General features: G+C 69.2%; 22 protein-coding genes. 9 read left to right on the top strand and 13 right to left on the bottom strand.

The window, feature by feature from the left end:
- Window positions 1-104: 104 nt before the first annotated feature.
- Both LCY71_RS12040 and LCY71_RS12045 read right to left on the bottom strand, forming a co-directional pair.
- Window positions 105-383 carry a hypothetical protein gene (locus LCY71_RS12040; protein WP_225333388.1) on the bottom strand — a complete coding sequence of 93 codons (279 nt, stop codon included), beginning with the start codon at window positions 381-383 and terminating at the stop codon, window positions 105-107.
- A gap of 70 nt (window positions 384-453) precedes the next feature.
- On the bottom strand, window positions 454-1,620 hold the full coding sequence (locus tag LCY71_RS12045; RefSeq protein WP_225333389.1) for a 3-dehydroquinate synthase II: 1,167 nt from the start codon (window positions 1,618-1,620) through the stop codon (window positions 454-456).
- Window positions 1,621-1,773: 153 nt separating this feature from the next.
- Between LCY71_RS12045 and LCY71_RS12050 the strand changes: the two genes are divergently transcribed.
- Window positions 1,774-2,649 carry a DUF7537 family lipoprotein gene (locus tag LCY71_RS12050; protein WP_225333390.1) on the top strand — a complete coding sequence of 292 codons (876 nt, stop codon included), beginning with the start codon at window positions 1,774-1,776 and terminating at the stop codon, window positions 2,647-2,649.
- A 160-nt stretch (window positions 2,650-2,809) separates the two neighbouring features.
- The gene (locus LCY71_RS12055) at window positions 2,810-4,156 is read left to right on the top strand and encodes a P-loop NTPase (RefSeq protein WP_225333391.1); all 1,347 of its coding nucleotides are present in this window, start codon (window positions 2,810-2,812) and stop codon (window positions 4,154-4,156) included.
- Between the two features lie 13 nt (window positions 4,157-4,169).
- Here LCY71_RS12055 and LCY71_RS12060 read toward each other — a convergent pair whose 3' ends face one another.
- From LCY71_RS12060 to trpC, 4 genes are read right to left on the bottom strand one after another with little or no spacing between them, the layout of a single operon-like run.
- Window positions 4,170-4,976, bottom strand: a complete 807-nt coding sequence (locus LCY71_RS12060) for a 2-amino-3,7-dideoxy-D-threo-hept-6-ulosonate synthase (protein WP_225333392.1) — start codon at window positions 4,974-4,976, stop codon at window positions 4,170-4,172.
- Window positions 4,977-5,002: 26 nt separating this feature from the next.
- Entirely contained in the window at window positions 5,003-5,875 is an 873-nt protein-coding gene (trpA, locus tag LCY71_RS12065; protein WP_225333393.1) for a tryptophan synthase subunit alpha, read from the bottom strand.
- Window positions 5,875-7,122, bottom strand: a complete 1,248-nt coding sequence (trpB, locus tag LCY71_RS12070) for a tryptophan synthase subunit beta (RefSeq protein ID WP_225333394.1) — start codon at window positions 7,120-7,122, stop codon at window positions 5,875-5,877. Before trpB ends, trpA begins: the two co-directional genes overlap by 1 nt.
- On the bottom strand, window positions 7,119-7,892 hold the full coding sequence (gene trpC, locus LCY71_RS12075; protein WP_225333395.1) for an indole-3-glycerol phosphate synthase: 774 nt from the start codon (window positions 7,890-7,892) through the stop codon (window positions 7,119-7,121). The genes trpB and trpC overlap by 4 nt, the downstream gene beginning before the upstream one ends.
- Window positions 7,893-7,999: 107 nt before the next feature.
- On the opposite strand from trpC, the gene LCY71_RS12080 reads away from it, so the two are divergent.
- Complete coding sequence (locus LCY71_RS12080) at window positions 8,000-8,371, top strand: cupin domain-containing protein (RefSeq protein ID WP_225333396.1); 372 nt, start codon at window positions 8,000-8,002, stop codon at window positions 8,369-8,371.
- Window positions 8,372-8,446: 75 nt separating this feature from the next.
- Window positions 8,447-8,914, top strand: a complete 468-nt coding sequence (locus LCY71_RS12085) for an MGMT family protein (RefSeq protein WP_225333397.1) — start codon at window positions 8,447-8,449, stop codon at window positions 8,912-8,914.
- A gap of 18 nt (window positions 8,915-8,932) precedes the next feature.
- Here LCY71_RS12085 and LCY71_RS12090 read toward each other — a convergent pair whose 3' ends face one another.
- The 3 genes from LCY71_RS12090 to lonB all read right to left on the bottom strand — a co-directional run bounded on the left by LCY71_RS12090 (window position 8,933) and on the right by lonB (window position 12,560).
- On the bottom strand, window positions 8,933-9,490 hold the full coding sequence (locus LCY71_RS12090) for a hypothetical protein (protein WP_225333398.1): 558 nt from the start codon (window positions 9,488-9,490) through the stop codon (window positions 8,933-8,935).
- Between the two features lie 160 nt (window positions 9,491-9,650).
- A complete protein-coding gene (locus tag LCY71_RS12095; protein WP_225333399.1) occupies window positions 9,651-10,457 on the bottom strand; it encodes a CPBP family intramembrane glutamic endopeptidase in 807 nt (268 codons plus the stop codon).
- Window positions 10,458-10,463: 6 nt separating this feature from the next.
- Complete coding sequence (lonB, locus tag LCY71_RS12100; protein WP_225333400.1) at window positions 10,464-12,560, bottom strand: ATP-dependent protease LonB; 2,097 nt, start codon at window positions 12,558-12,560, stop codon at window positions 10,464-10,466.
- 154 nt (window positions 12,561-12,714) lie between these two features.
- On the opposite strand from lonB, the gene LCY71_RS12105 reads away from it, so the two are divergent.
- Together LCY71_RS12105 and LCY71_RS12110 are read left to right on the top strand one after the other, a co-directional pair.
- Window positions 12,715-13,293, top strand: a complete 579-nt coding sequence (locus LCY71_RS12105) for a nicotinamide-nucleotide adenylyltransferase (RefSeq protein WP_225333401.1) — start codon at window positions 12,715-12,717, stop codon at window positions 13,291-13,293.
- A complete protein-coding gene (locus LCY71_RS12110; protein WP_225333402.1) occupies window positions 13,293-14,057 on the top strand; it encodes an SAM hydrolase/SAM-dependent halogenase family protein in 765 nt (254 codons plus the stop codon). The genes LCY71_RS12105 and LCY71_RS12110 overlap by 1 nt, the downstream gene beginning before the upstream one ends.
- A 315-nt stretch (window positions 14,058-14,372) precedes the next feature.
- Here LCY71_RS12110 and thsA read toward each other — a convergent pair whose 3' ends face one another.
- Entirely contained in the window at window positions 14,373-15,935 is a 1,563-nt protein-coding gene (gene thsA, locus LCY71_RS12115; RefSeq protein ID WP_225333403.1) for a thermosome subunit alpha, read from the bottom strand.
- Between the two features lie 386 nt (window positions 15,936-16,321).
- On the opposite strand from thsA, the gene LCY71_RS12120 reads away from it, so the two are divergent.
- On the top strand, window positions 16,322-17,131 hold the full coding sequence (locus LCY71_RS12120; RefSeq protein ID WP_225333404.1) for an amidohydrolase family protein: 810 nt from the start codon (window positions 16,322-16,324) through the stop codon (window positions 17,129-17,131).
- A gap of 213 nt (window positions 17,132-17,344) precedes the next feature.
- Here the strand turns inward: LCY71_RS12120 and LCY71_RS12125 are convergent, their stop codons facing one another.
- The 3 genes from LCY71_RS12125 to LCY71_RS12135 form a co-directional block, all read right to left on the bottom strand.
- Window positions 17,345-18,244, bottom strand: coding sequence for a glycosyltransferase family 2 protein (locus LCY71_RS12125; protein ID WP_225333405.1), 900 nt, complete (start codon window positions 18,242-18,244; stop codon window positions 17,345-17,347).
- 78 nt (window positions 18,245-18,322) lie between these two features.
- Entirely contained in the window at window positions 18,323-19,027 is a 705-nt protein-coding gene (locus LCY71_RS12130; protein WP_225333406.1) for a class I SAM-dependent methyltransferase, read from the bottom strand.
- 93 nt (window positions 19,028-19,120) lie between these two features.
- Complete coding sequence (locus LCY71_RS12135) at window positions 19,121-19,516, bottom strand: PPOX class F420-dependent oxidoreductase (protein ID WP_225333407.1); 396 nt, start codon at window positions 19,514-19,516, stop codon at window positions 19,121-19,123.
- Window positions 19,517-19,655: 139 nt separating this feature from the next.
- On the opposite strand from LCY71_RS12135, the gene LCY71_RS12140 reads away from it, so the two are divergent.
- Entirely contained in the window at window positions 19,656-19,925 is a 270-nt protein-coding gene (locus tag LCY71_RS12140) for a helix-turn-helix domain-containing protein (RefSeq protein WP_225333408.1), read from the top strand.
- Between the two features lie 141 nt (window positions 19,926-20,066).
- The gene (locus tag LCY71_RS12145; RefSeq protein WP_225333409.1) at window positions 20,067-20,849 is read left to right on the top strand and encodes an MBL fold metallo-hydrolase; all 783 of its coding nucleotides are present in this window, start codon (window positions 20,067-20,069) and stop codon (window positions 20,847-20,849) included.
- Window positions 20,850-20,856: the final 7 nt, after the last annotated feature.

The following is a 20,856-nucleotide window of genomic DNA, read 5'->3' on the forward strand; positions in this document are numbered from 1 at the left end:
GCACGTACAGGTGCCGACCAGCGACCGGTCAGTCTCGACCGACGCGTCGGAGCGGGCCGGACGTCGATTCGGTCGCTCGACGCGTCGCGACGACGGCCCAGTCCTCAGCGCCGCGGTCCGTCGGTGGCCCGGAGCCGCGCTCCGTCCCGCGGACAGTACTCGTAGTCGGGATCCGCGGTTCGGAAGCCGCACTGCGGACACTCCCGGTACGTGACGGTCGATCCGCCGGCTCGTCCACCCCCGCCCGCCCGCCGGAACAGGAAGGGGACGAACGGGAGAAAGAGGAAGACCGCGAGCGCGTCGAAGTACCACCAGAGGACGGCGGAGAGGAGCAGACTCCCCACGAGCCCGATCGCAGCGGTGAGCGTTCGCGATCCGAACATACCCGTCGTTCGCGCTTCGGCCTGAAAAGCCGCCCGTCGCGCGGCGGTGTGGACGCTCTCGGTACGGTCGTTACTTCTCGATGATAGACTCCTCGACCTTCTCGCCGAAGTGCCGCGCGGCGTCCTCGGTGTAGACCAGCAGTTCGTCGCCTTCGTCGACGTCCGTGATGGCGGTGCGGCCCTCTTTCGTGTGCATCTTGATCGTCTCTGCGTTCTGGATCAGCGTCTCGATGCGGTCGCCCTCCTCCGTCTCGGCCTGGACGCGGAACATCGGGCGCTTCTCGATCTTGGCGCGGCCGACGATGGCCTCGCGCGTGTTGCCGTTCTCGTCGACGATCTGGACCTCGTCGCCGCTGCCGACCTCGGAGAGGTACTTCGTACCGCCGTCGGGCGTGCGGACGTAGGCGTGGACGGCGCCGGCGTTGACCCGGAACGGGCGGGAGGCGACGTAGGGCGACTCGGCGGTCTCCGCGTGGACGAAGAAGAGGCCGCGGGACATCGAGCCGACGAGCATGCCCTCGTCGTGTTCCATCAGGTTGCCCGTGTCGATGCAGACGCGGTCGGCGGAGCCGGTCTGCTCGATGTCCGTCACCTCGGCCCACGAGAGGTCGAGCTGCTCGCGGCCGGCCTCGTCGCGGACCTCGACGGTGCGGCGGATCTCGTCGGGGTCGTCGGTGTCCAGCAGGACGCCGTCGGCCCCCAGTTCTAGCGTCTCGTAGGCGGTGCGGGCGTCCTCGGCGGACTGGACGCCGGTGATCAGGTCGGTCTCGTCGCCGACGCGGGCGATGAGGTTCTCCAGCGGGATGATCTGCCAGTCGTCGCCGATGACGATGGTGTGGTCGGCCTCGGCGGCGACCTGCTCGGCGAAGGCCTCGTAGTCCTCGTCGAAGATGCGGACGTAGCCGCCGTTCGGAGCGTCGCCGTCCTGCCGGAGCGCCGAGAGGTCCGCCGACCCCGAGAAGTCCGAGGGGAGGTCGACCGTGCCGTCGCCCTCGCCCTCCTTGCCCACGACGGTCGCGTCGGGTTCGATCTCGTCGCCCTCGGCGTCCATCACGTGGACGTCGCCGCCGGCGAAGGCGGCGACGTTGACCTCGCCCAGTTCGCGGACCCGCGCGACGTCGTGCTGATCGACCAGCACCCAGTCGACCCCCGCCTCGAGTCCGGCCGTGATGCGACGCTTTCTGGCCTCCCAGTCGCCGACCTCGTCGTCGGCCTTCAGCCACACGCTGCGTGTCATTATCCACCCGTGTGCGGGCGCGGGGCTTCAACGTGGCGGAAGGCGGGGACGACGCCGTCGGCGACGGACTCTCGCCCTCGACGGCCGGCCGCGAGCCCGGCCGTCCGGCCGCGGCCGTGTGTTTTTTCACCCGCTCACGCTTCCACCCGGTAGATGACTGCGCGAACGCTGGCGATGCTGTGCGTCGTCGGACTCGTCCTCCTGGCGGGCTGTGGAGGGCTGTCCGGCGGCTCCGCCGAGACGCCCGTGTCGAACGAGACGGACGGAGGGACCGCGACGCCGACCGGAACGCCGACCGAGAGCGCCGGCTCCGTCGACGAGTTCGCATTCCCGGCGGGGACGAGCGCCGACGGGTTCGGGAACGTGAGCGACCTGACGTCGGCCCACGGCGACACGCTGGAGGGTCAGGACGTCGAGTCGCGCTACCGGAGCGAATCATGGGAGCGGGACGCGTCGGGCAACCAGAGCAGCCTGCGCTCCGTGTTCACCGCCGACGTCCGCAGCGACGTCGAGGCCGAGCGGGCGCTCCTGACGACGAACGTCTCCTACGTCGGTCAGGGCCGCGTCCAGACCGTCTCGCTGACCACGTCGCTGACGACCGCCAACGAGACGTACACGCGCTCGGTCGACCGGGCGGGCAACGCCTCCTACTCCGTCGACACGCCCTCGACCGGCTTCGCGACGCGTCACGCCAGCATCAGCGCCACGGGGATCCGACCGGTCCTCGAGAGCGCGAGCTGGAACGCGACGGAGGTGACTCGGCGTAACGGGACGAAGGTGGTTCGGTACGAACCGACCGCCGTCACCACCGACGATCAGGCGACCAACGAGAACGCGGCGAACCTGACCGGCCAGGTGCTCGTCGACGAGGACGGCGTCGTCCACGGGGCCGAACTCGGCTTCGTCGTCAGCGGAAACGAGAGCCAGGGGTCGCAGGTCGTCCGGTACGACTACGACCTGATGCGACCTGACGACGTCGCGGTCGAGGACCCGGACTGGCTCGACGAGGCCCGCTCCGGCGGCGAGTAGTCGACCGGGACTGACCACCGTCGCTGTTTTCAGCGGACGACCCCTTTCGCGGCGCTCAGCGCCGGTACAGACTGCGATCGACGACCGTCTGACGTGCGTCTGGTATTCGAATTGATATCAGTCGTAATAATTAGGGGTGTGGACGACGAGTAGTACGTAGATGCACTCGAGTCCGGTCGTAACGGTCGCTGGCGCCAAGGGCGGCGTGGGCAAGACTACCACCAGTATCAATCTTGGAGTCGCCCTGGCCGACCGCGGTCTCGACGTCGTCGTTCTGGAGCTGGATCTGGCGATGGCGAACGTCGTCGACTTCCTCTCCCTGCCCGGTGCGGACGACGCGCCGACCGTTCACGACGTGCTCGCGGGCGAGGCGGCCGTCACGGACGCGCTGGCGCTGGCTCCGGGCGGCGTCACCGTCGCTCCCAGCTCCACGGACCTCGACGCGCTGGACGACGTGGACGTCTCCCGCGTTCCGGAAGTCGTCGAGGAACTCGCGGACCTGTTCGACGCCGTCCTGATCGACACGGCCGCGGGGGTCAACAGCGCAACCACGACGGCCATCGACCTCGCGGACTACGCCGTGCTCGTCTCGACGCCGCGGGTCGCGTCGCTGCGTGACGCCGACAAGACCCAGACCCTCGCCGACCGGTCGGACGGGGACGTGGCCGGACTGGTGCTGACGATGACCGGCACCGGCACTGCGCCGCCCTCGGGCGACCTCGCCGACTTCCTCGACGTCGACCTGCTGGCGTCCGTCCCGGACGATCCCTCGGTCCCCGGCTCGCAGGACGCCGGGGTGCCCGTCGTCGAGCGCAAGCCCGACGGCCCCGTTGCGAGCGCCTACCGCCAGGCGGCCGAGCGGATCCACCGGCAGCTCGCGGCACGCGAACCGTCGGACGAGGACGGGACTACCGACGACGGGGCGACGGGCGATCCGGACCAGTCCGACGAGGTCCCTGCCGACTCCGGGTCCGTCGACACGACCCAGTCCGCAGGGCCCGCGGACGACGCACGGGACCGTACGGGCGGCGGTGCCCGGACCGACCGGAACGGCGGCGAGCGACCGGTTCCAGGGACGCCCCCCGCGCCTGCCCGGAACGCGCCCGGCGACACACCGACCGAGACCGAGGCATCCATCGACATGACCACGGACGACACCACAGACGACGCAGCGAGCGACGAACCGGACGCAGAGCGCGAGACGCCCTCCAAGGAGGACCTCGAGGCCCAGGGCTGGACGTTCCCGGGCGCGAGCGACGACGAGTCCGGGACGGAGCCGGCCGGCGAGGAATCGCCGGATTCTGAGCCCGAACCGGACTCGGCCGGCGAAGTAGAAGTGCGCCAGGCGACCGACGGCGGCGTGGCCGGGGGCTACGTCGAGCAGACGATACTGTCGCCCGACGTGGACGGCGAGTCCGCCGTCCCGTCGCTCGACCCGGAGGCGACCGACGACGACGATGACGACGAGTCGCTGTCCGGTCGGATCTCGTCGCTGTTCGGACTGTAGAAGGGGAGAACCGTCAGGCCTCGACGGCCAGGCCGGCCTCGCGGAGCGCGGCCTCGGCCTCGGCGTCCTCGTGGACGACGGCGGCGACGGCGCGCGTGATCTTCTCCGGTTCCTCGTGCTGGAAGATGGAGCGGCCCATGGAGATGCCGGCGGCGCCGGCGTCGACGGCCCCGCGGACCATGGAAAGCGTCTCCTCGTCGGTGCCCTTCGACCCGCCGGCGATGACCACGGGCAGCGAGGTGGACTCGACGACGCGTCCGAAGGTCTCCGCGGTGCCGCTGTAGGCGGTCTTGACGACGTCGGCGCCCAGCTCCTCGCCCAGTCGGACGGCGTGACCCAGGTCCTCCGCGAAGGCCTCGGGGTCGTCGTCGCGGACGTCGTGGCCGCGCGCGTAGGTCATCGCCAGCACGGGCAGGCCGTAGCGCTCGGCCTCGCTGGTGACCTCCGCGAGCTGGCTGATCTGGTCAGGCTCGTGCTCGCTGCCGACGTTGATGTGGAAGGAGACGGCGTCGGCGCCCGCGCGGATGGCGTCCTCGACGGTTCCGGTCGGCCGCTTGTCGCTCTCGTCCGGGCCGATGGAGGTCGAGCCGTTGAGGTGGACGACGTACCCGGCGCCGTTGAGGTTGCCGTGGACGCGGCCCGCGATGCCCTTCTGCGTGAGGACCGCGTCCGCGCCGCCGGCCGTCACCGCGTCGATGGTCGATTCGATGTCGACGAGGCCGTCGACCGCGCCCAGTGTGATGCCGTGGTCCATGGGGACGATGACGTGCCGCCCCCCTGTCCCGATCCGATCCAGTCGCGCCGATTTCCCTGCAGTCATGTTGTGGTAGACTGTGGCAAGTACGATTATTTGCCTTCCGGTTGCGGTCGGTCCTGTGCCCCGCGGACTGCCCCCTCCTTCAGTTCGCGGGCCTTCGCTTCGAGGCGGTCCGCGACGTCCGCGGCGGGGTCGTCGTTCTCGTGGCCCCCGGCGACGATATCGACGAGCGCGGACCCGACGATGATCCCGTCGGCGCCCGCCGAGACGATGCGCTCGGCGTGGTCGCCGGTCTTGATGCCGAAGCCGACCGCCTTCGGGACCGACCAGTCCGACAGGCGCGCGAGGCTCTCCTCGGTCTGGTCGGAGACGTCGTCGCGCGCGCCAGTCACGCCCAGGCGCGCCTGGACGTACACGTAGCCCGACGTGTGCTGCTGCATGGCGTCGAGTCGCTCGCCCCGCGTCGTCGGGGCGACAATGAAGATCAGGTCGAGGCCGTACTCGTCGCAGGCCTCGCGCATCGGCCCGGCCTCCTCGGCGGGGAGGTCCGGGACGACGAAGCCCTCGATGCCGGCGTCGGCGGCGGCCTCGACGAAGGCGCGCGGGCCCCTGCTCGCGGTTTCACCGCTCGCATCCGAGGCGCGTTGCGCCTCGCCCTCCCCGTACTGATAGATCAGGTTGTAGTACGTCATACAGACCAGCGGCACGTCGACGTCGAGGTCGCGGACGAACTGGAGGAAGCGGTCGGGCGTCATGCCCGCCTCCAGCGAGCGGACGACGGCCTCCTGGATGGTCGGGCCCTCGGCCATCGGTTCGGAGAACGGCAGGCCGAGCTCGATCACGTCGGCGCCGCCGCGGGCCAGCGCCTCGACGTACCGCAGCGAGGACTCGTAGTCCGGGTCGCCCGCGGCGAGGTACGGGACGAAGGCGGGGCCGTCGGCGAAAGCGCGTTCGAGTCCCATCAGAGCCCACCTCCGACCTCGCGGAAGACGGAGAGGTCCGGCGCGGCCTCCAGGTCGCGCTGGCCCGTCTCCTCGATGACCGTCTCCAGGTCCTTGTCGCCGCGGCCGGAGACGTTGACGACGACGGTGTCGCCGAGTTCGTCGTGATGCTCGTGGAGATAGGCGAGGGCGTGGGCGCTCTCCAGCGCGGGGATGATCCCCTCCTCCTGCGAGAGGCGGTGGAACGCCTCCAGCGCGGCGTCGTCGCCCACGTTGACCGCCTCGACGCGGCCCTCGTCGACCATGTGGGCCAGCTCCGGCCCGACGCCGGCGTAGTCCAGCCCCGCCGAGACGCTGTGTGACTCCATTATCTGGCCGTCCGAGTCCTGCAGGAGCTTCGTCCGCGCGCCGTGGAGGACCCCCTCCTCCCCGGTCGACAGCGACGCGGAGTTGGGCGCGACGCCCGCCTCCTCGTCGACGGCCAGCGAGTCGCCGCCGGCCTCGACGGCGTAGAGGTCGACGTCATCGTCGTCGCGGAAGTGATGGAAGGTGCCCATCGTGTTCGAGCCGCCGCCGGCGCAGGCCAGGACGGCGTCGGGTAGGTCGCCGGTCTTCTCCCGGACCTGCTCGCGAGCTTCCTCGCTGATGACGGCCTGGAAGTCCCGGACCATCGCCGGGAAGGGGTGCGGGCCGACCACGGACCCGACGACGTAGTGGGTCGTCTCGACCGTCGTCGCCCAGTCGCGGAACGTCTCGGTGATGGCCTCTTTCAGCGTGCCGCGACCCGTCGAGACGGGGTTCACCTCGGCCCCGTTGAGCCGCATCCGGAAGACGTTGGGGCGCTGGCGCGCGATGTCGGTCTCGCCCATGTAGATCTCGCAGGGCATGTCCAGGTGCGCAGCGGCCATCGCCGTCGCCGTACCGTGCTGGCCCGCGCCGGTCTCCGCGACGATCCGCTCCTTGCCCATGTACTTCGCCAGCAGCACCTGCCCCAGCGCGTTGTTCAGCTTGTGGGCCCCGCCGTGGACGAGGTCCTCGCGCTTGAGGTAGACGTCCGCGTCGTAGCGCTCCGAGAGCTGTTCCGCGTACTGCAGCGGCGTCGGCCGCCCGCCGAAGTCGGCCATCCGCTCGCGGAACTCCTCGACGAAGTCGCCCTCGTTGTCGATCACGTACCGCTCGTAGGCGTCCGCCAGCTCCTCGATGGCCGGCATCAGCGCCTCCGGCACGTACTGTCCCCCGTAGTCGCCGAACGTGGATTCGCTGCTCATGTGTTCGTCTCCGTCAGTTCGCACGTCCGCTCGGTCACGTCCCCGGCCATGATGGCCGACCCCACCAGCAGGGCGTCGGCGCCCGCCGCCCGCATCCGAGAGACGTCGCCCGTCGATCCTATGCCGCTTTCCGCAATGAGCGTGACGCCATCGGGCGCGGCCGGCGCCACCTCCTCGAAGGTAGCGAGGTCGACCGCCAGTCGCGCCAGGTCGCGGTTGTTCACGCCGAGTATCTCCGCGCCCGCCGCGACCGCCCGCTCGACCTCCTCGCGGGTGTGAGTCTCGACGAGCACCTGGAACCCGCGCTCGCGTGCCGCGGCGATCAATTCTTCCAGATCGCCCGTCCCCTCCTCCTCGAGGAACCGCGCGATCAGCAGGACGACGTCCGCCTCGACGGCGTCGAGTTGCTCCTCGTGGAGCAGGAAGTCCTTGCGCAGCACGGGCACGTCGACGGCCTCGCGGACGCGTTCTAGCGTCGCCGTCGACCCCCCGAAGTGCTCCGGTTCGGTGAGCACGGACAGCGCGGCCGCGCCCCCCTCGACCATCCCGCGGGCGAGGTCGACCGGGTCGCCCTCGCGCTCGCCGTCGGTCGTCGGGCTCGTCGGCTTCACCTCGGCGATCAGCGGCACGCGCCCGTCCGCCTCCGCCGCGGCGAACGCCTCGGGCAGCGACCGCGCGTCCACGTCCACGCGCCCGTCGCCGCCCCCGCGTTCCCGCGCCGTCTCCAGGATGGAGCGGACGGCCGGTGCCATCTCCTCACTGTCGTCCATCTATGTACATTGACGGACAGACATGGACATAAGAGTTGCCCTTGGCCGGCGGCGGCGGTCGCCTTCCTGCCACAAAATAGAAACGTCGCCGAGACGCACCCGCGGGCATGGGCTACCACGTCGTCGACCCGGCCGCGCTGGACCCCGATCCGGACCGACCCTCCGAGATGCAGTATATAAGCGAAGCGGCGGACATGGACCAGATGGGCCTGCGCGTGTACTCGGTCGACCCCGGCGAGGAGGTTCCCCTCTCCGGCCTCCACTACCACGAGACCCAGGAGGAGGTCTTCTACGTCATCGAGGGCGTCCTGAGCGTGGAGACGCCCGAAGCGGTCTACCGCGTCGAACCCGACCAGTTCTTCGTCGCCGAACCCGAGAGCCCGCACCGCGCGCACGTGGCCGAGAGCGCCGACGAGTCGGCACGGGTGATCGGAGTGGGCGCGCCGCCGGTGAGCGACGGGCACGGCGTCGAGGAGTAACGCAACACCCGTCTGGCGACCGGTGCCGCCCCGATAGTGCGAATCTTCAAGGCCTGCACGGGCGGAGTAGCGAGCATGAACGGAGTCGCCGACGCCGGCATCTACGCGCGCGAGTCGGACTACCTTGACCGGTATGTCCAGGTGGGAGCGGCCGGAGAGAAGGTCATCAGCCTGTCATTCCCGACGACGCCGGACGAGGACGCCAGCGAGGACCACCTGCTGCTCGATCGGATCGACGAATACCTCCACAGCGAGGAAGACGACTTCCGCGACGTCGACGTCGGCCTGACCGTCCCGACCGACCGGCGGGCCGTCCTAGAGGCGACCCGGGAGGTCCCCTACGGACAGCAGGCCAGCGTCGAGCAGGTGGCCAACATGGCGGCCGGACTGGACGCCGACGACGAGGACGACGTCGCGACCGTCCGCGAGGCGCTGGCCGACAACCCCGTCCCGCTGGTGATCCCGGATCACCGCGTCCGAGACGGCCCCAGCGGGGCACCGCCCGAGGTGGAGCAGAAGCTACGCAGCCTCGAAGGGCTCTAGGTCCCGACAGCGGGGCGGTTACAGATCGTCGTTGGGCCGGTCGGGTTCGATCCCCGGTGCCGACGCCAGCCCGGCGATCCAGTCGGTCGGGATCAGTTTCGCGTCCGTCCCGGTGTCGATCTCCACCGCGCCCTCGATGGGCTCCTTGTGCTGCTTTCGGATCGGCGGCGTGTCTGTCACGACTGCCTCCGTCGTGTACCCGTACACGCCGCTGTCGGGCCCGTCGACGTGGTAGACGATCCGGTCCCCCTCCGACACCGGATCGTGGCGGGGCGACCCGCCCGACAGGTCTGGCCTGGTGCCGCCGCCTTCGGCCGCCCCCCGGTACTGGGGCTCGACGCGCCGAACGCTGAACCCCTCGATGGTGTCGACGTCGTCGCGCTCACGCCGCCAGTCCGCCAGCGCCGACCTGATGCGGTTGGGCCCGAGTTCCTCGGCGTCGTCGACGTCGATCGGACAGTTTCGGCGCCTGGGATTGCCCTCCGGATCGGTGTAAGCCACCAGCAGATCGTACCATTCCCCCCCGTCGACGTCCTCGACGTCGAACGTCGGCTCGTCGGTCGCTATCTCACCCATATATAATATTATATCCCAGAACTACTTAAATATAACAGAACATCGGGTAGAACTCGAATGCGTTCGATCCAATTGTCATTCTCGAAGATTCAGTTTTCACTGGAAACGTATCTGTGATAGATCGCTGCGTGGCTGCGAGGCGGAGAGCGCGGGGACGCCGTCACCCACCGGGGCGGCCGATTCCGAGTCCCTCGTGGACGGTCAGTTCGAGCGCGTTGACGAGGTAGTGGGCGACGGCGACTGCCAGCAGGCTGTCCGTGACGACGAACAGGGCGGCCAGTGCCATCCCGAGGCTGCCCGTAACGACCATGCCGACGCGACCCTGGGCGCCGTGTGCGGCCCCGAAGGCGATCGAGGAGACGATCGCCATCGGCCACGGTGAGATGCCCAGGCCCGCCTCGACGACGCCGATGGCCGCGGCCCGGAAGACGAACTCCTCAACGACGGCGATGATCGGCAGGACGCCGACCAGCAGGAGACCCCACCCGCGGGCGTCGTCCGGCGCCAGCATCTCGCGCAGGGACTCGTCGTAATCGACGCCGACGCGCCTGGCGGTCAGCCCGGCCAGCTCGTTGCCGATCCACAGCGCGACGCCGGCGGCGACCCCCACCGCTACGGCGGGGGTCCCCGTCGACAGCGGGTCTGCGGCGATGCCGAAGGCCCAGGCCGGAATCCCGAAGTAGAACGCCCCGGCCGCGAGCACGGTGCCGAACAGGCCCTGCGTGAGCGCGACGTTGGCGAGCAGGGCCCCGGTCGACAGCTCCAGCTCGATCGGCTCGGGGTCGTCGAAGCGCGGGATGACGGGGTCGCCGGGACGGGGGTTCCGCGTCGCGGGCCCGGCGAGGGCGCCCATCCGCTCCGGATCGACGGCGCCGTCGCTGACGGTGTCCTGCGTCAGGCGCGCGAGAGCGAGAAGGATAGAAACGGCGACGCCCGTCAGGCCGACGAAGGCGGCCCAGCGGGCCATGCGGCGTTACTGCGGGCTGGGCGAGCCGCCCTGGCGGCCCACCTCGTGGTCGAGTGCCTTGCCGGTGATGGACTTCAGCCGGTCGACCAGCGAGTCCTTCTCGGGTTCGCCGGCCAGCGCCACGTCCAGCACCTCGGAGATGTGCGAGACCGGGATGATCTCGATCATCTCCTCGTACTCCTCCTCGATCATGACGTCCTGGGTGTTGGCCTCGGGGATGATGACCGTGTCCAGTCCCGCCTTCGCGGCGGCCTCGATCTTGTGGGTGACGCCGCCGACGGGCAGCACGTCGCCCCGGACCGACAGCGAGCCGGTCATGGCGATGTTCTGCTCGACGGGGACGTCCTCCAGCGCGGAGATGACGGCCGTCGCGACCGTGATGGAGGCGGAGTCGCCGTCGACGCCGCCCTCGCCGGCCTGGACGAACTGGATGTGGACGTCCTTCTCCGAGATGTCCTCGTCGGAGAACTTCTTGATGATCGCGGAGACGTTCTGGACGGCCTCTTCGGCCATCTCCTGGAGCTGACCGGTGGCGATCACCTGACCGGGCCCCTGCGAGGGGGCGACCTCGGCCATGACGGGCAGGACGATGCCGGAGTCCTCGCCCATCACCGCGAGACCGTTGACGCGGCCGATCACGTCGCCCTCGTTGACGGTCAGCTCGTAGTCCTTGCGCCGCTCGATGTAGTCGTCGGCGAGCTGCTGCTCGATGGAGCGGCTGCGGTTCTTGGCCTGGAGCACGTCCTCGCGAGTGGTGTACTCGCGGTCGTCGGCGCGCGCGATGTCGCCGGCGACCCGCACGAGTCCGCCGAGTTCGCGGAACTTCAGGGTGAGGTGCTCCTTGCGGCCGGCGCGACGCCGGGCCTCCAGGATGAGCTCCTCGGCGGCCTCCCGGGTGAAGTGGGGGAGGCGTCCGTCGCGCTCGATCTCCTGGGCGATAAAGCGGGCGTACTTCCGGCGCATCTCGGGGGTGTCCTCGATGGTGTCGTCCATGTACACCTCGTATCCGTAGCCCTTGATCCGGGAGCGCAGGGCCGGGTGCATGTTCTCCATGGCGTCGAGGTTCCCCGCCGCGATCATGATGAAGTCACAGGGGACGGGCTCGGTCTGGACCATCGCGCCCGAGGAGCGTTCGGACTGGCCCGTGATGGAGAACTCGCCCTCCTGGATCGCGGTCATCAGCTTCTGCTGGCTGCGGATGTCCAGCGTGTTGATCTCGTCGACGAACAGGACGCCCTTGTTGGCCTTGTGGATCGCGCCGGGCTCGACGCGGTCGTGGCTGGGCGTCTCCATGCCGCCGGACTGGAACGGGTCGTGGCGGACGTCGCCCAGCAGGGCACCGGCGTGGGCGCCGGTGGCGTCCTCGAAGGGCGCGGTCTGCTGGTTCGCGCGGTTGACCAGCAGGTTCGGGATCATCGCGTCGTTACCGCGGGAGCCGTACCGGAAGGCGAGATAGATGACGCCGGCCGCGAGGATGCCCAGCAGGATCTGCTGGACCAGGATCAGGGCGTAGCCGATGACGATGGCGATGATGATCCACATGAGGAAGGTCCGCATCTGGTTGCGCTTGCGGGCCTCCTCCTTGTGGGCCTCGACGATCTGTTCGCCCTTGCCCGCGGGGACGGTGCGGACCTTGGGCTCGTTGCCGTCGTCGGGGTTGTGGTAGACCAGAACGTCCTGCAGCTCCTCCTGGGGGAGCAGCTGGGACATCGCCTTGGCCAGCATCGACTTGCCCGTCCCGGGCGAGCCGATCATCATCACGTGGCGTCGTTGCTTGGCTGCCTTCTTGATCACGTCGCGGGCGTGGTCCTGCCCGATGACCTGGTCGACGAGGCGGTCCGGGACCTCGATCTCGCCGGTGGTGTCGATGTCGAGGCCGCCGAGCAGGCCCGCCTCCTCGTCCTCGTCGACGATGGCGTCGCCCTCGACGTCGACCTCGACGCTGCTGCCCAGATCGGACAGGCTGCCGTCGTCACCTTCGTCGCCCGCGCCGTCGGCGTCGGTCCCCTCCTCGGGGACCTCGGCGGCGACGTCGTCCGCGGGCGCGTCGGTCACCTCCCGCTCTGACTCGGGAGTGTCGTCGGTCTCAGTGTTGTCGCTCATACAAGCGTTGCTACAATGACGGAAGGACCCTCCACTGATATACTTTCTCCCCGCAACCGGCGCCGAAAGCGGGCCGAAACCGCCAGATAGCGACCGGTTCCGTCGGTTCGTCCCCACTCGCCGTCTTTATACCAGTCCGGTCCGGAGAGAGGATATGCGCGGCTTCTACATCGGCCGGTTCCAGCCGTACCACAACGGCCACCACACGGTAATCGAGACCATCGCCGGGGAGGTGGACGAACTCGTCCTGGGGATCGGGAGCGCCGGCGACTCCCACTCGACGCGCAACCCCTTCACCGCCGGCGAGCGGATCATGATGATCACGAAGGCCGTCCGCGAGTTCGAGCGGGAACACGACCTCGTCACCTACGTCGTCCCCATCGAGGACCTCAACCGCAACTCCGTCTGGGCGAGCCACGTCGAGAGCATGTGTCCCAGTTTCGACGTCGCCTACTCGAACAACCCCCTCGTCATCAGGCTGTTCGAGGAGGCCGGCATCGAGGTCCGCCAGTCGAAGATGTTCGAACGCGACCGACTGGAGGGCAGCGACATCCGCGACGCGATGATCGACGGCGAGGACTGGCGAGATCGCGTCCCCGACGCCGTCGTCGAAACCATCGAGGAGATCAACGGCATCCAGCGCATCCGCGCCGTCGCTGAGGACGACGTCGTCGAGCGGTGGGAGACCGAGAACGACGACGGCGCCCGGGACGAGCGCCGACGGGAGGACTGATGATCACGCTCAGTTCCGACTTCGGCTCGCCGTACCCAGCGGCGATGAAGGGCGTGATCCTGCGGGAATCGGGCGCTCGCCTCGTCGACGTCTCCCACGAGTTCCCCCGGCAGGACGTCCGCGCCGCCGCCTTCTGGCTCCGCGAGGTGCTCCCTCACTTCCCGCCCGCGGTCCACTGCGTCGTGGTCGACCCCGGCGTCGGGACCGACCGGGCGGCCCTGGCGATCAGGGTCGGTGACCACGCCCTCGTCGCGCCCGACAACGGCGTCGCGCTCCCGGTCGCCCGCGAACTCGCCGGCGACGGCGACGTCATCGAGGTGTTCGAGATCGAATACGAATCGCCAGAGAGCGCCACCTTCCACGGCCGGGACGTGTTCGCCCCGGCGGCGGCCCGCGTCCACGAGGCCGGCGTCGACGCCGTCCACGAAATCGAGGGCTTCGAGCGTGCCGACGGCTACGAGGACCTGACCTTCCCGGAACCGACGGTCGGGAACACGGGCGCCAGCGGCGAGGTGCTGGTCGTCGACGACTTCGGCAACAGCGTCACCAACGTCCCCGGAGATGTCCTCGACGACCGCTGGGGAGACCAGGTCCGGATCAACGGCGAACCGGCCCCCGTCCGCCGGACCTACGCGGCGGTCGACCCCGGCCAGCGGCTGGTCACCGTCGGCAGCCACGGCAACGTCGAACTCGCCGTCAACCGCGGCCGCGGCGACGAGGCCTTCGATGTCGGCCGCGGCGCGCGCGTCGAACTGAACTTCTGAGCCGCGCCGCTGCTACGACTCTGTCCTTCGATCGGAACCGGAGTGAAACTCGGGGTTCGGAAGCGAAAACGGGGTTCGAGCGTCATTTCGCTTGCTCGGCCGATTGATCGCCGCTGACTGCGGCTTCGCGACGAAACGCTCGACCGTTTACTCAGCAGTCTGATCTCCGCTGACCACGGTCTCGCGATGAAACGCTCGACCGTTTACTCAGCAGTCTGATCTCCGCTGACCACGGTCTCGCGATGAAACGCTCGACCGTTTACTCAGCAGTCTGATCTCCGCTGACCACGGTCTCGCGATGAAACGCTCGACCGTTTACTCAGCGGAGATGACGTCGTCGATCCGCGCGATCATCGTCGCCGCCTCGGTGGCGGACTCGACGGCCTCGTGCTTGACCGCAGCGGGGTCGAGGACGCCGTAGTCGACGGGGTCGTCGATGACGCCCGTCTGGCCCTCGCTGATGATGCCTGCGCGGCCCTCGCTCTCGTAGCGGCTGCGGAGGTCGACCAGCGCGTCGATGGGGTCCATGCCGGTGTTCTCGGCCAGCGTGCGCGGCAGGACGTCGACGGCGTCCGCGAAGGCCTCGACAGCCAGCTGCTTGCGGCCCTCGATGGAGGCCGCTTCGTCGCGGATGTAGTCGGCGACGGCGATCTCGGTGGCGCCGGCGCCGGGGACGACGCCGCCCTCGTCGAGGGCGGCCGTCACGACGTCGAGCGCGTCCTGCAGGGCGCGCTCCAGTTCGTCGGCGACGTGCTCGGTGCCGCCGCGGGCGAACACCGTCACCGTCTCGGAGGTGTCGCCGCCCTGGACGAAGACGAGCTCGTCGCCGTCGCCGAACTTCTCGATGGAGACATCGTCGGTGTGGCCGAGGTCGCCGGACTCGAGAGCCTCGACGGACCCGACGCGGCTGGCACCGGTCGAGTCGACCACGGCGGCGACGTCGTCGTCGCCGACGCTCGCGAAGGCCAGCATGCCGGCCTTGGCGAGCTCGGAGGCCACCAGGTCCTCGATGTTACCGGTGACGAAGGCGACGTCGGCGCCGGTGTCGATCAGGTCCTGGGCGTAGCCGCGCAGCTCCTCCTCCTCGGCGTCCAGCGCCGCGTTGAACTGGTCGACGCTGGAGACGTTGTACTCGGCGTCGATGTTGCTCTCGCGGACCTCGAGGTCGGCGTCGACGACGGCGATGTTGGCGTCCTCGACGGACGTCGGCATGTTGTCGTGGGCAGGGTCCTCCTCGAAGATGACGCCCTCGACCAGTTCCGTGGCCGACGAGGCGGCACCGGTCTGGGTCCGGACGGCGACGTTGTCGCGGACGACGCCGGACTCGTTCTGGGCCTGGCGGACGGCGTCGACGACCGTCTCGGCGAGCCGGCTGGCGGCGACGTCGCCCGTGCCCTTGCCGGTCATGGAGGACTCGGCGACGGAGACGAGCGTCTCGTCGTCCAGCTCGTCGTCGAGAACCTCGCCCTCGATGGCCTCGCGGGCCAGCTGGGAGGCCTCGTGGTAGCCCTCGACGATTGTCGTCGGGTGGACGTCGTCGTCCAGCAGGTCCTCGGCCTGGGCCAGCAGCTGGCCGGCGAGGACGGAGGCCGTCGTCGTGCCGTCGCCGACCTCCTCCTCCTGGGTGTCGGCGACCTCGACGATCATCTGGGCCGCGGGGTGCTCGATGTCCATCTCGTCGAGGATGGTGGCGCCGTCGTTCGTGATGACGACGTCGCCCGAGTCGGAGACGAGCATCTTGTCCATCCCTCGCGGGCCCAGCGTCGTCCGTACGGACTCGCTGACGGCCTTCCCTGCGGAAATGTTCGAACTCTGTGCGTCCTTACCTTGCGTACGCTCCGTATCTTCGTTGAGAATGAAGAGGGGCTGTCCCCCCATGCGTCGCTGGCCCTGTGACATAGGTATGTACCTCGTTATATGGGTCGTTTGCAGTTCTATATAAAGTTTTTGCTAGTGCGACGCAGTGGGGCTACTCCCGGCGCAGTTCGGCAGATATCCGTCCGACGCCGAGTCGATAGCCGTACCTGTAAAGAGCGTTCCGGCATCGGTTCTGACGCACTGCATAGTAGAAATTAAACGCAATGACCGGCTCGAAGGACACCTGGGCCGCCCTTCGACGCGTGGATAGTTTCAATTTCTACTATACTGTGTGCTCTGTTGCTCCGGTCGGAAAGTGTGGCGGGCGCGTGAAAACGCGTCGGAGCGGCGGAACGACTGCCGTCCTGCCGATGGTTTAATACCGGGAACCGACATTGCCCACCACAATGCTGGAGTTGGAACACGGGTTCCGCGTGGTCGACGTCCACGCCCGCCTGGAGCCCGACGAGGAGCGCCGGCCCCGCGAGGGCATCGGGGACCCGGAGGGGCTCGAACGCGAGATGCACCAGGCCGGGGTGGTCCGCGCCGTCGCCGCCCCCGGTCAGCGCGACGACGGCTACCTCAAGGCCAACAACGCGGTCGCGCGGATGAGCGTCGGCCGTCCCCTCGTCGCCTTCGCGCGCATCAACGGCGCTCGCAATCCAGGCGAGAGCGCGGGCTCGCGCCTCCGGAACCTCGCCGCCTCCCGGAAAGGACACCACACCTCGCCAGAGGACGTCGAGCAGTACGCCTACGACGACCGCTTCGCCGGCTTCACTCTCCACCCCGCGAAGGACGGCCTCCCCGACGACGAGGTCCTCGACGAACTCTCCGAGACGGGTAAGCCGCTGCTGGTCCACGGCGGCACGACGTTCCCGCCCGAGGCCGTCGAGCGGGCCCTGCTCGACCACGACTTCCCCGTGATCATCGGTCACTTCGGCGCCCACCCGCTCCAGCGCGACCTCATGCACGAGGCCATCGACCTGCTGGACCGCCACGACGACTGCTACCTCGACACCAGCACCGTCCGTTACCGCGACCCGCTGGAGCGAGCGATCATGGAACACCCCGACCGCGTCCTCTTCGGATCCGGCGCACCCTCCGTCCACCCCAACGTCGCCGTCATGGAGATTCTCACCCTCGACGTCCCCGAGGACGCCATGAAGAAGGTCTTCTCGAAGAACCCCGGGCGCGTCGTCGAGGAGCTGGCGCCCTGAGGGCGCGGTCGAGCATACCGATCGCCGGAGGCGAGCGGTTTCACTTCTCGCGAGGGAGCGCAGCGACCGAGCGAGAAGGCCGTTTTTCGCCCACGTTTTTGTGAGGGGGGTCGGCGCTGGCGACCATCCGAAGTAACTCTGGGGCCAGCCTGTGCGGCCTTTCTTAAGCGACTGGCCGAGCGGCGTAGCCCGTCGAAGGCGGCGTCGCGGCAGTCAGCGCTCGTCGTAGACGGCGACGGCGCGGTCGGCGCGCGTCGACCGGCCGTTGGGGTTGCGCCGCCAGCTGCGGTCCCTGAACCGGGCGACCAGCCCGTCCTTGCTGCCCGCGGCGATCTGGCCGGTGACCGAGCGGCCGGTTCCGAGCCACTCGGAGGGGTCGGAGTCGCCGGCGAGGACGCCGCGCAGCCCCTCGACGGCGTCCCGGCCGGCCGATCCGAGGACGCGCCCGACGACGGTCGGACGGAGGCCGTAGTTCTTCACGAGCCGGTAGGACAGCGAGCGGTACTTCGGCCCCCACTCCGTCTCCCGGACGCCGCCGTCGGCCCCGTACTCGCGGCGGACGCTCATGTCGCTGTTCCAGGCCACGTCGTGGCCGGCGCCGGCGAGGCGGTGGGCCAGGTCGCGGGCGCCGGCGTCGAGGTACTCGTCGAACCCGTCCATCGCCTCCAGGACGGATCGCTCGAAGGCGACGTTACCGGGGTTGAAGAAGGACACGTCGCGCCCGACGACGGTGGCGTTCTCGGCGGATTCGGTCGTCATCCCGGCCGCGAGCTGCTCGTGAGTCGGTCCAGTAACGACGGCCGCGTCGCCGATGCCGTCGGTCACGGCGTCGAACCAGCTCGCCTCGACGGTGTACGAACGGTCCAGCAGCGCCACGACGTCGCCGTCCGCGCGGTCGATGCCGGCGTTGCGGGCCGCGCTGGTGGACCGATCGGAGATCTCGACGAGTACGTCGACGTCGCTGCGCTCCCGCACCATGCCCGTGGTGCCGTCCGACGACGGACCGTTGACAACGACCGTCTCGGCGTCGGGGACGTGGTCGGCGAGCGCGTCGAGACAGCGCGCCAGCTCCTCCCGACCGTTCAGCGTCGGGACGACCACGGACACTTCCATACCCCCCAGTAGTCGTCCGGAGGGGTATAAAACTCGTGCACTGTCTCGCCGAAATCCGAGCGTACTCGGCGCCGGCGGTCAGACGCGCGCGTCCCAGTAGGAGACGGAGGCCAGCGGGTCGCCCACGGGGCTGGCCCCGATGGCGGTGTCGATCGACCGGAATCCGGCGGCCAGGCTACCCGGAATCTTTCGGTAGAAGCCGTAGGGCAGGACGAAGTCGTGTTCGTCGCCGGCCAGCTCCAGGTCGGCCCCGTCGAGCAGGCGGTCGACCTCCCAGCGGGAGTACAGCCGCGACCCCATTGGGAGCGCCCAGTTGTACAGCGAGCGCGTCGAGAACCGATTGAAGGTGTCGAAGAAGACCTGTTTCTTCGAGACGCGACGCATCTCCGCCAGGAAGGCCGCGGGCGTGTCCGCGAGGTGGAAAAAGCGCATCGCGACGACGGCGTCGAAGTGATCGTCGGGGAACGGCAGGCGGGCGGCGTCGCCGCGCATGAACTCGACGCTGTCGGACAGGCCGGCCGAGCGGGCCTTCTCGCGGCCCTGCTGGAGCATCGGACCCGAGATGTCCAGCCCGACGACGTCCGCGCCCCGGTCGGCGAGCATGACGGTGAACCGGCCGGTCCCGCAGGCCACCTCAAGCACCGACTTCCCGTCGACGGGGCCGATGGCGTCGAGGACCGCCTCCTTCTCACGGCGATCGATCAGCTGTCCGCCCCGGGAGAACCGCTTCGCCTCGTACTCTTGGGCGACGTCGTCGGCCTGGTACCACTCCTGCCCTTTCACGCTCCAACTGTTGGAAACCCGGGGATTAAAACGATACTGCTTTCCCCGGCGGAAATCGGCGTTCGGGGCCGGGTGGCGGGTCCGCCCCGTTCCTCAAGACGTGACTACGCGGTCGGGTTCGATGGCCACGATCACGCGCGGGTTCTCGTCCTCGTTGGGATACTCGTCGACGTCCAGATAGCGCCGGGCCAGTTCGTCGATGTGTTCCTCGGCCCCCTCTTCGCGCAGCTCGACGACCTCGCCCCGCACCGAGAGGAACCGGTAGGGGTCGTCCGGGTCGGTCATGCTGAGTCCGACCCGCGGATCCTCCGAGAAGAACCGCTCCTTGGCCCGGCCGCGGACGGTGTTGACGAGGACGTGGCCGGCCTCGTCGTCGTAGTCGACCCAGACGGGCGTCACGTGGGGCGCGCCGTCCGGGGGCATCGCCGCGACGTGCGCGAACGTCTTCTTCTCGAACAGTTCGTGAAACTCCTCCGGGATGGACGCCATACACGCGCTTGGGGCGCGACACTGAAGAAATCGGTACCCAGATCAGGATATAAGGGTACATTATACAGACTTGAGAATCCCTATTGTATGGTCTTCCATATAGCCAAGTTTTACCATCAGTGGTCGGGCACCGCCTCGTATGAGCACGACGAGCGAGGAAGCCAAGCCGTCCGCGTTCGCGGAACCGGAGTTCCGCGAACGGCTCCGCGAGCTCCCGCCGAGCGCGAAGCTCGTGGCCAAGGTACTGGAGAGCGACGCGCCCCTCTCCCAGAGCCAGCTGGTCGACCAGTCGCTGCTGCCCGACCGGACCGTCCGGTACGCGCTGAACCGCCTGGAGGAGTCCGACCTGGTCGACTCCCGGTACAGCTTCACGGACGCGCGCAAGCAGGTGTACTACCTGACCGATTGATACGGGCTGTCGTAGCCGCGTCCCGGTTCGACTGCTCGATCCCGGGCGGTCGTCCCAGTCGTGACCGACAACAGTCCGATGCCGGGGCCGACCGACCGCAAAGTTTCAGCCTCGGAGAGGAGAAGAGATGCGCGTAACGGTATGAGCGAAGACCACGCGACGATCCGACGAGTCCCCGTCGAGACCGGCTCGCCCAGCGGCGCGACGAACGCCTACCTCGTCGGGTCGGATCCGACGCTGCTGATCGATCCGGGCGCCCGGAGCGACGGCTTCGACGCCGCGCTGGCCGACCGAACGGTCGAACACGTCGCCGCGACCCACCACCACCGGGACCACGTCGGCGCTCTCGCCGACTACGCCCGCGCACACGACGCGACAATCTGGTGCCGCGCCGGCCGCGCGGACGACTTCGCAGCGGCGACCGGCGTCGAACCGGACCGGACGTTCCGCGAGGGGACAGTGATTCCCGCCGCCGACGGAGTCGAGGCCCTGGAACTGCCTGGCCACTCCCCGGAACACGTCGGGTTCGCCACCGGCGGCGGCGTGCTCGCCGGCGACCTGGTCGTCGCCGAGGGCAGCGTCGCCGTGGCCGCCCCGGAGGGCGACCTTCGGGCCTACTGCACCTCGCTGCGGCGCCTGCACACGAGGACGCCGCCGCGGCTCTATCCGGGCCACGGACCCGCCGTCGACGACCCGCGAGCGACCTGTCGACGACTGCTCCGGCACCGCCTCGACCGGGAGGAGCGGATCCGCGCGGCCGTCGCCGGCGGCGCCGAGACGGTCGACGAGGTGCTCGCGGCGGCCTACGAGAAGGACCTGACCGGTGTGCGAGAACTGGCGCGCGCGACCGTCCGCGCCCACCTGGTGAAGCTCGCCGTCGAGGACGCCGTCGTCTGGGACGGAACGCTCGCGGAGCCCGCGTGACGGCCGG

The organism is Halomicrobium urmianum (assembly GCF_020217425.1).
GTDB classification, from domain to species: Archaea; Halobacteriota; Halobacteria; order Halobacteriales; family Haloarculaceae; genus Halomicrobium; species Halomicrobium urmianum.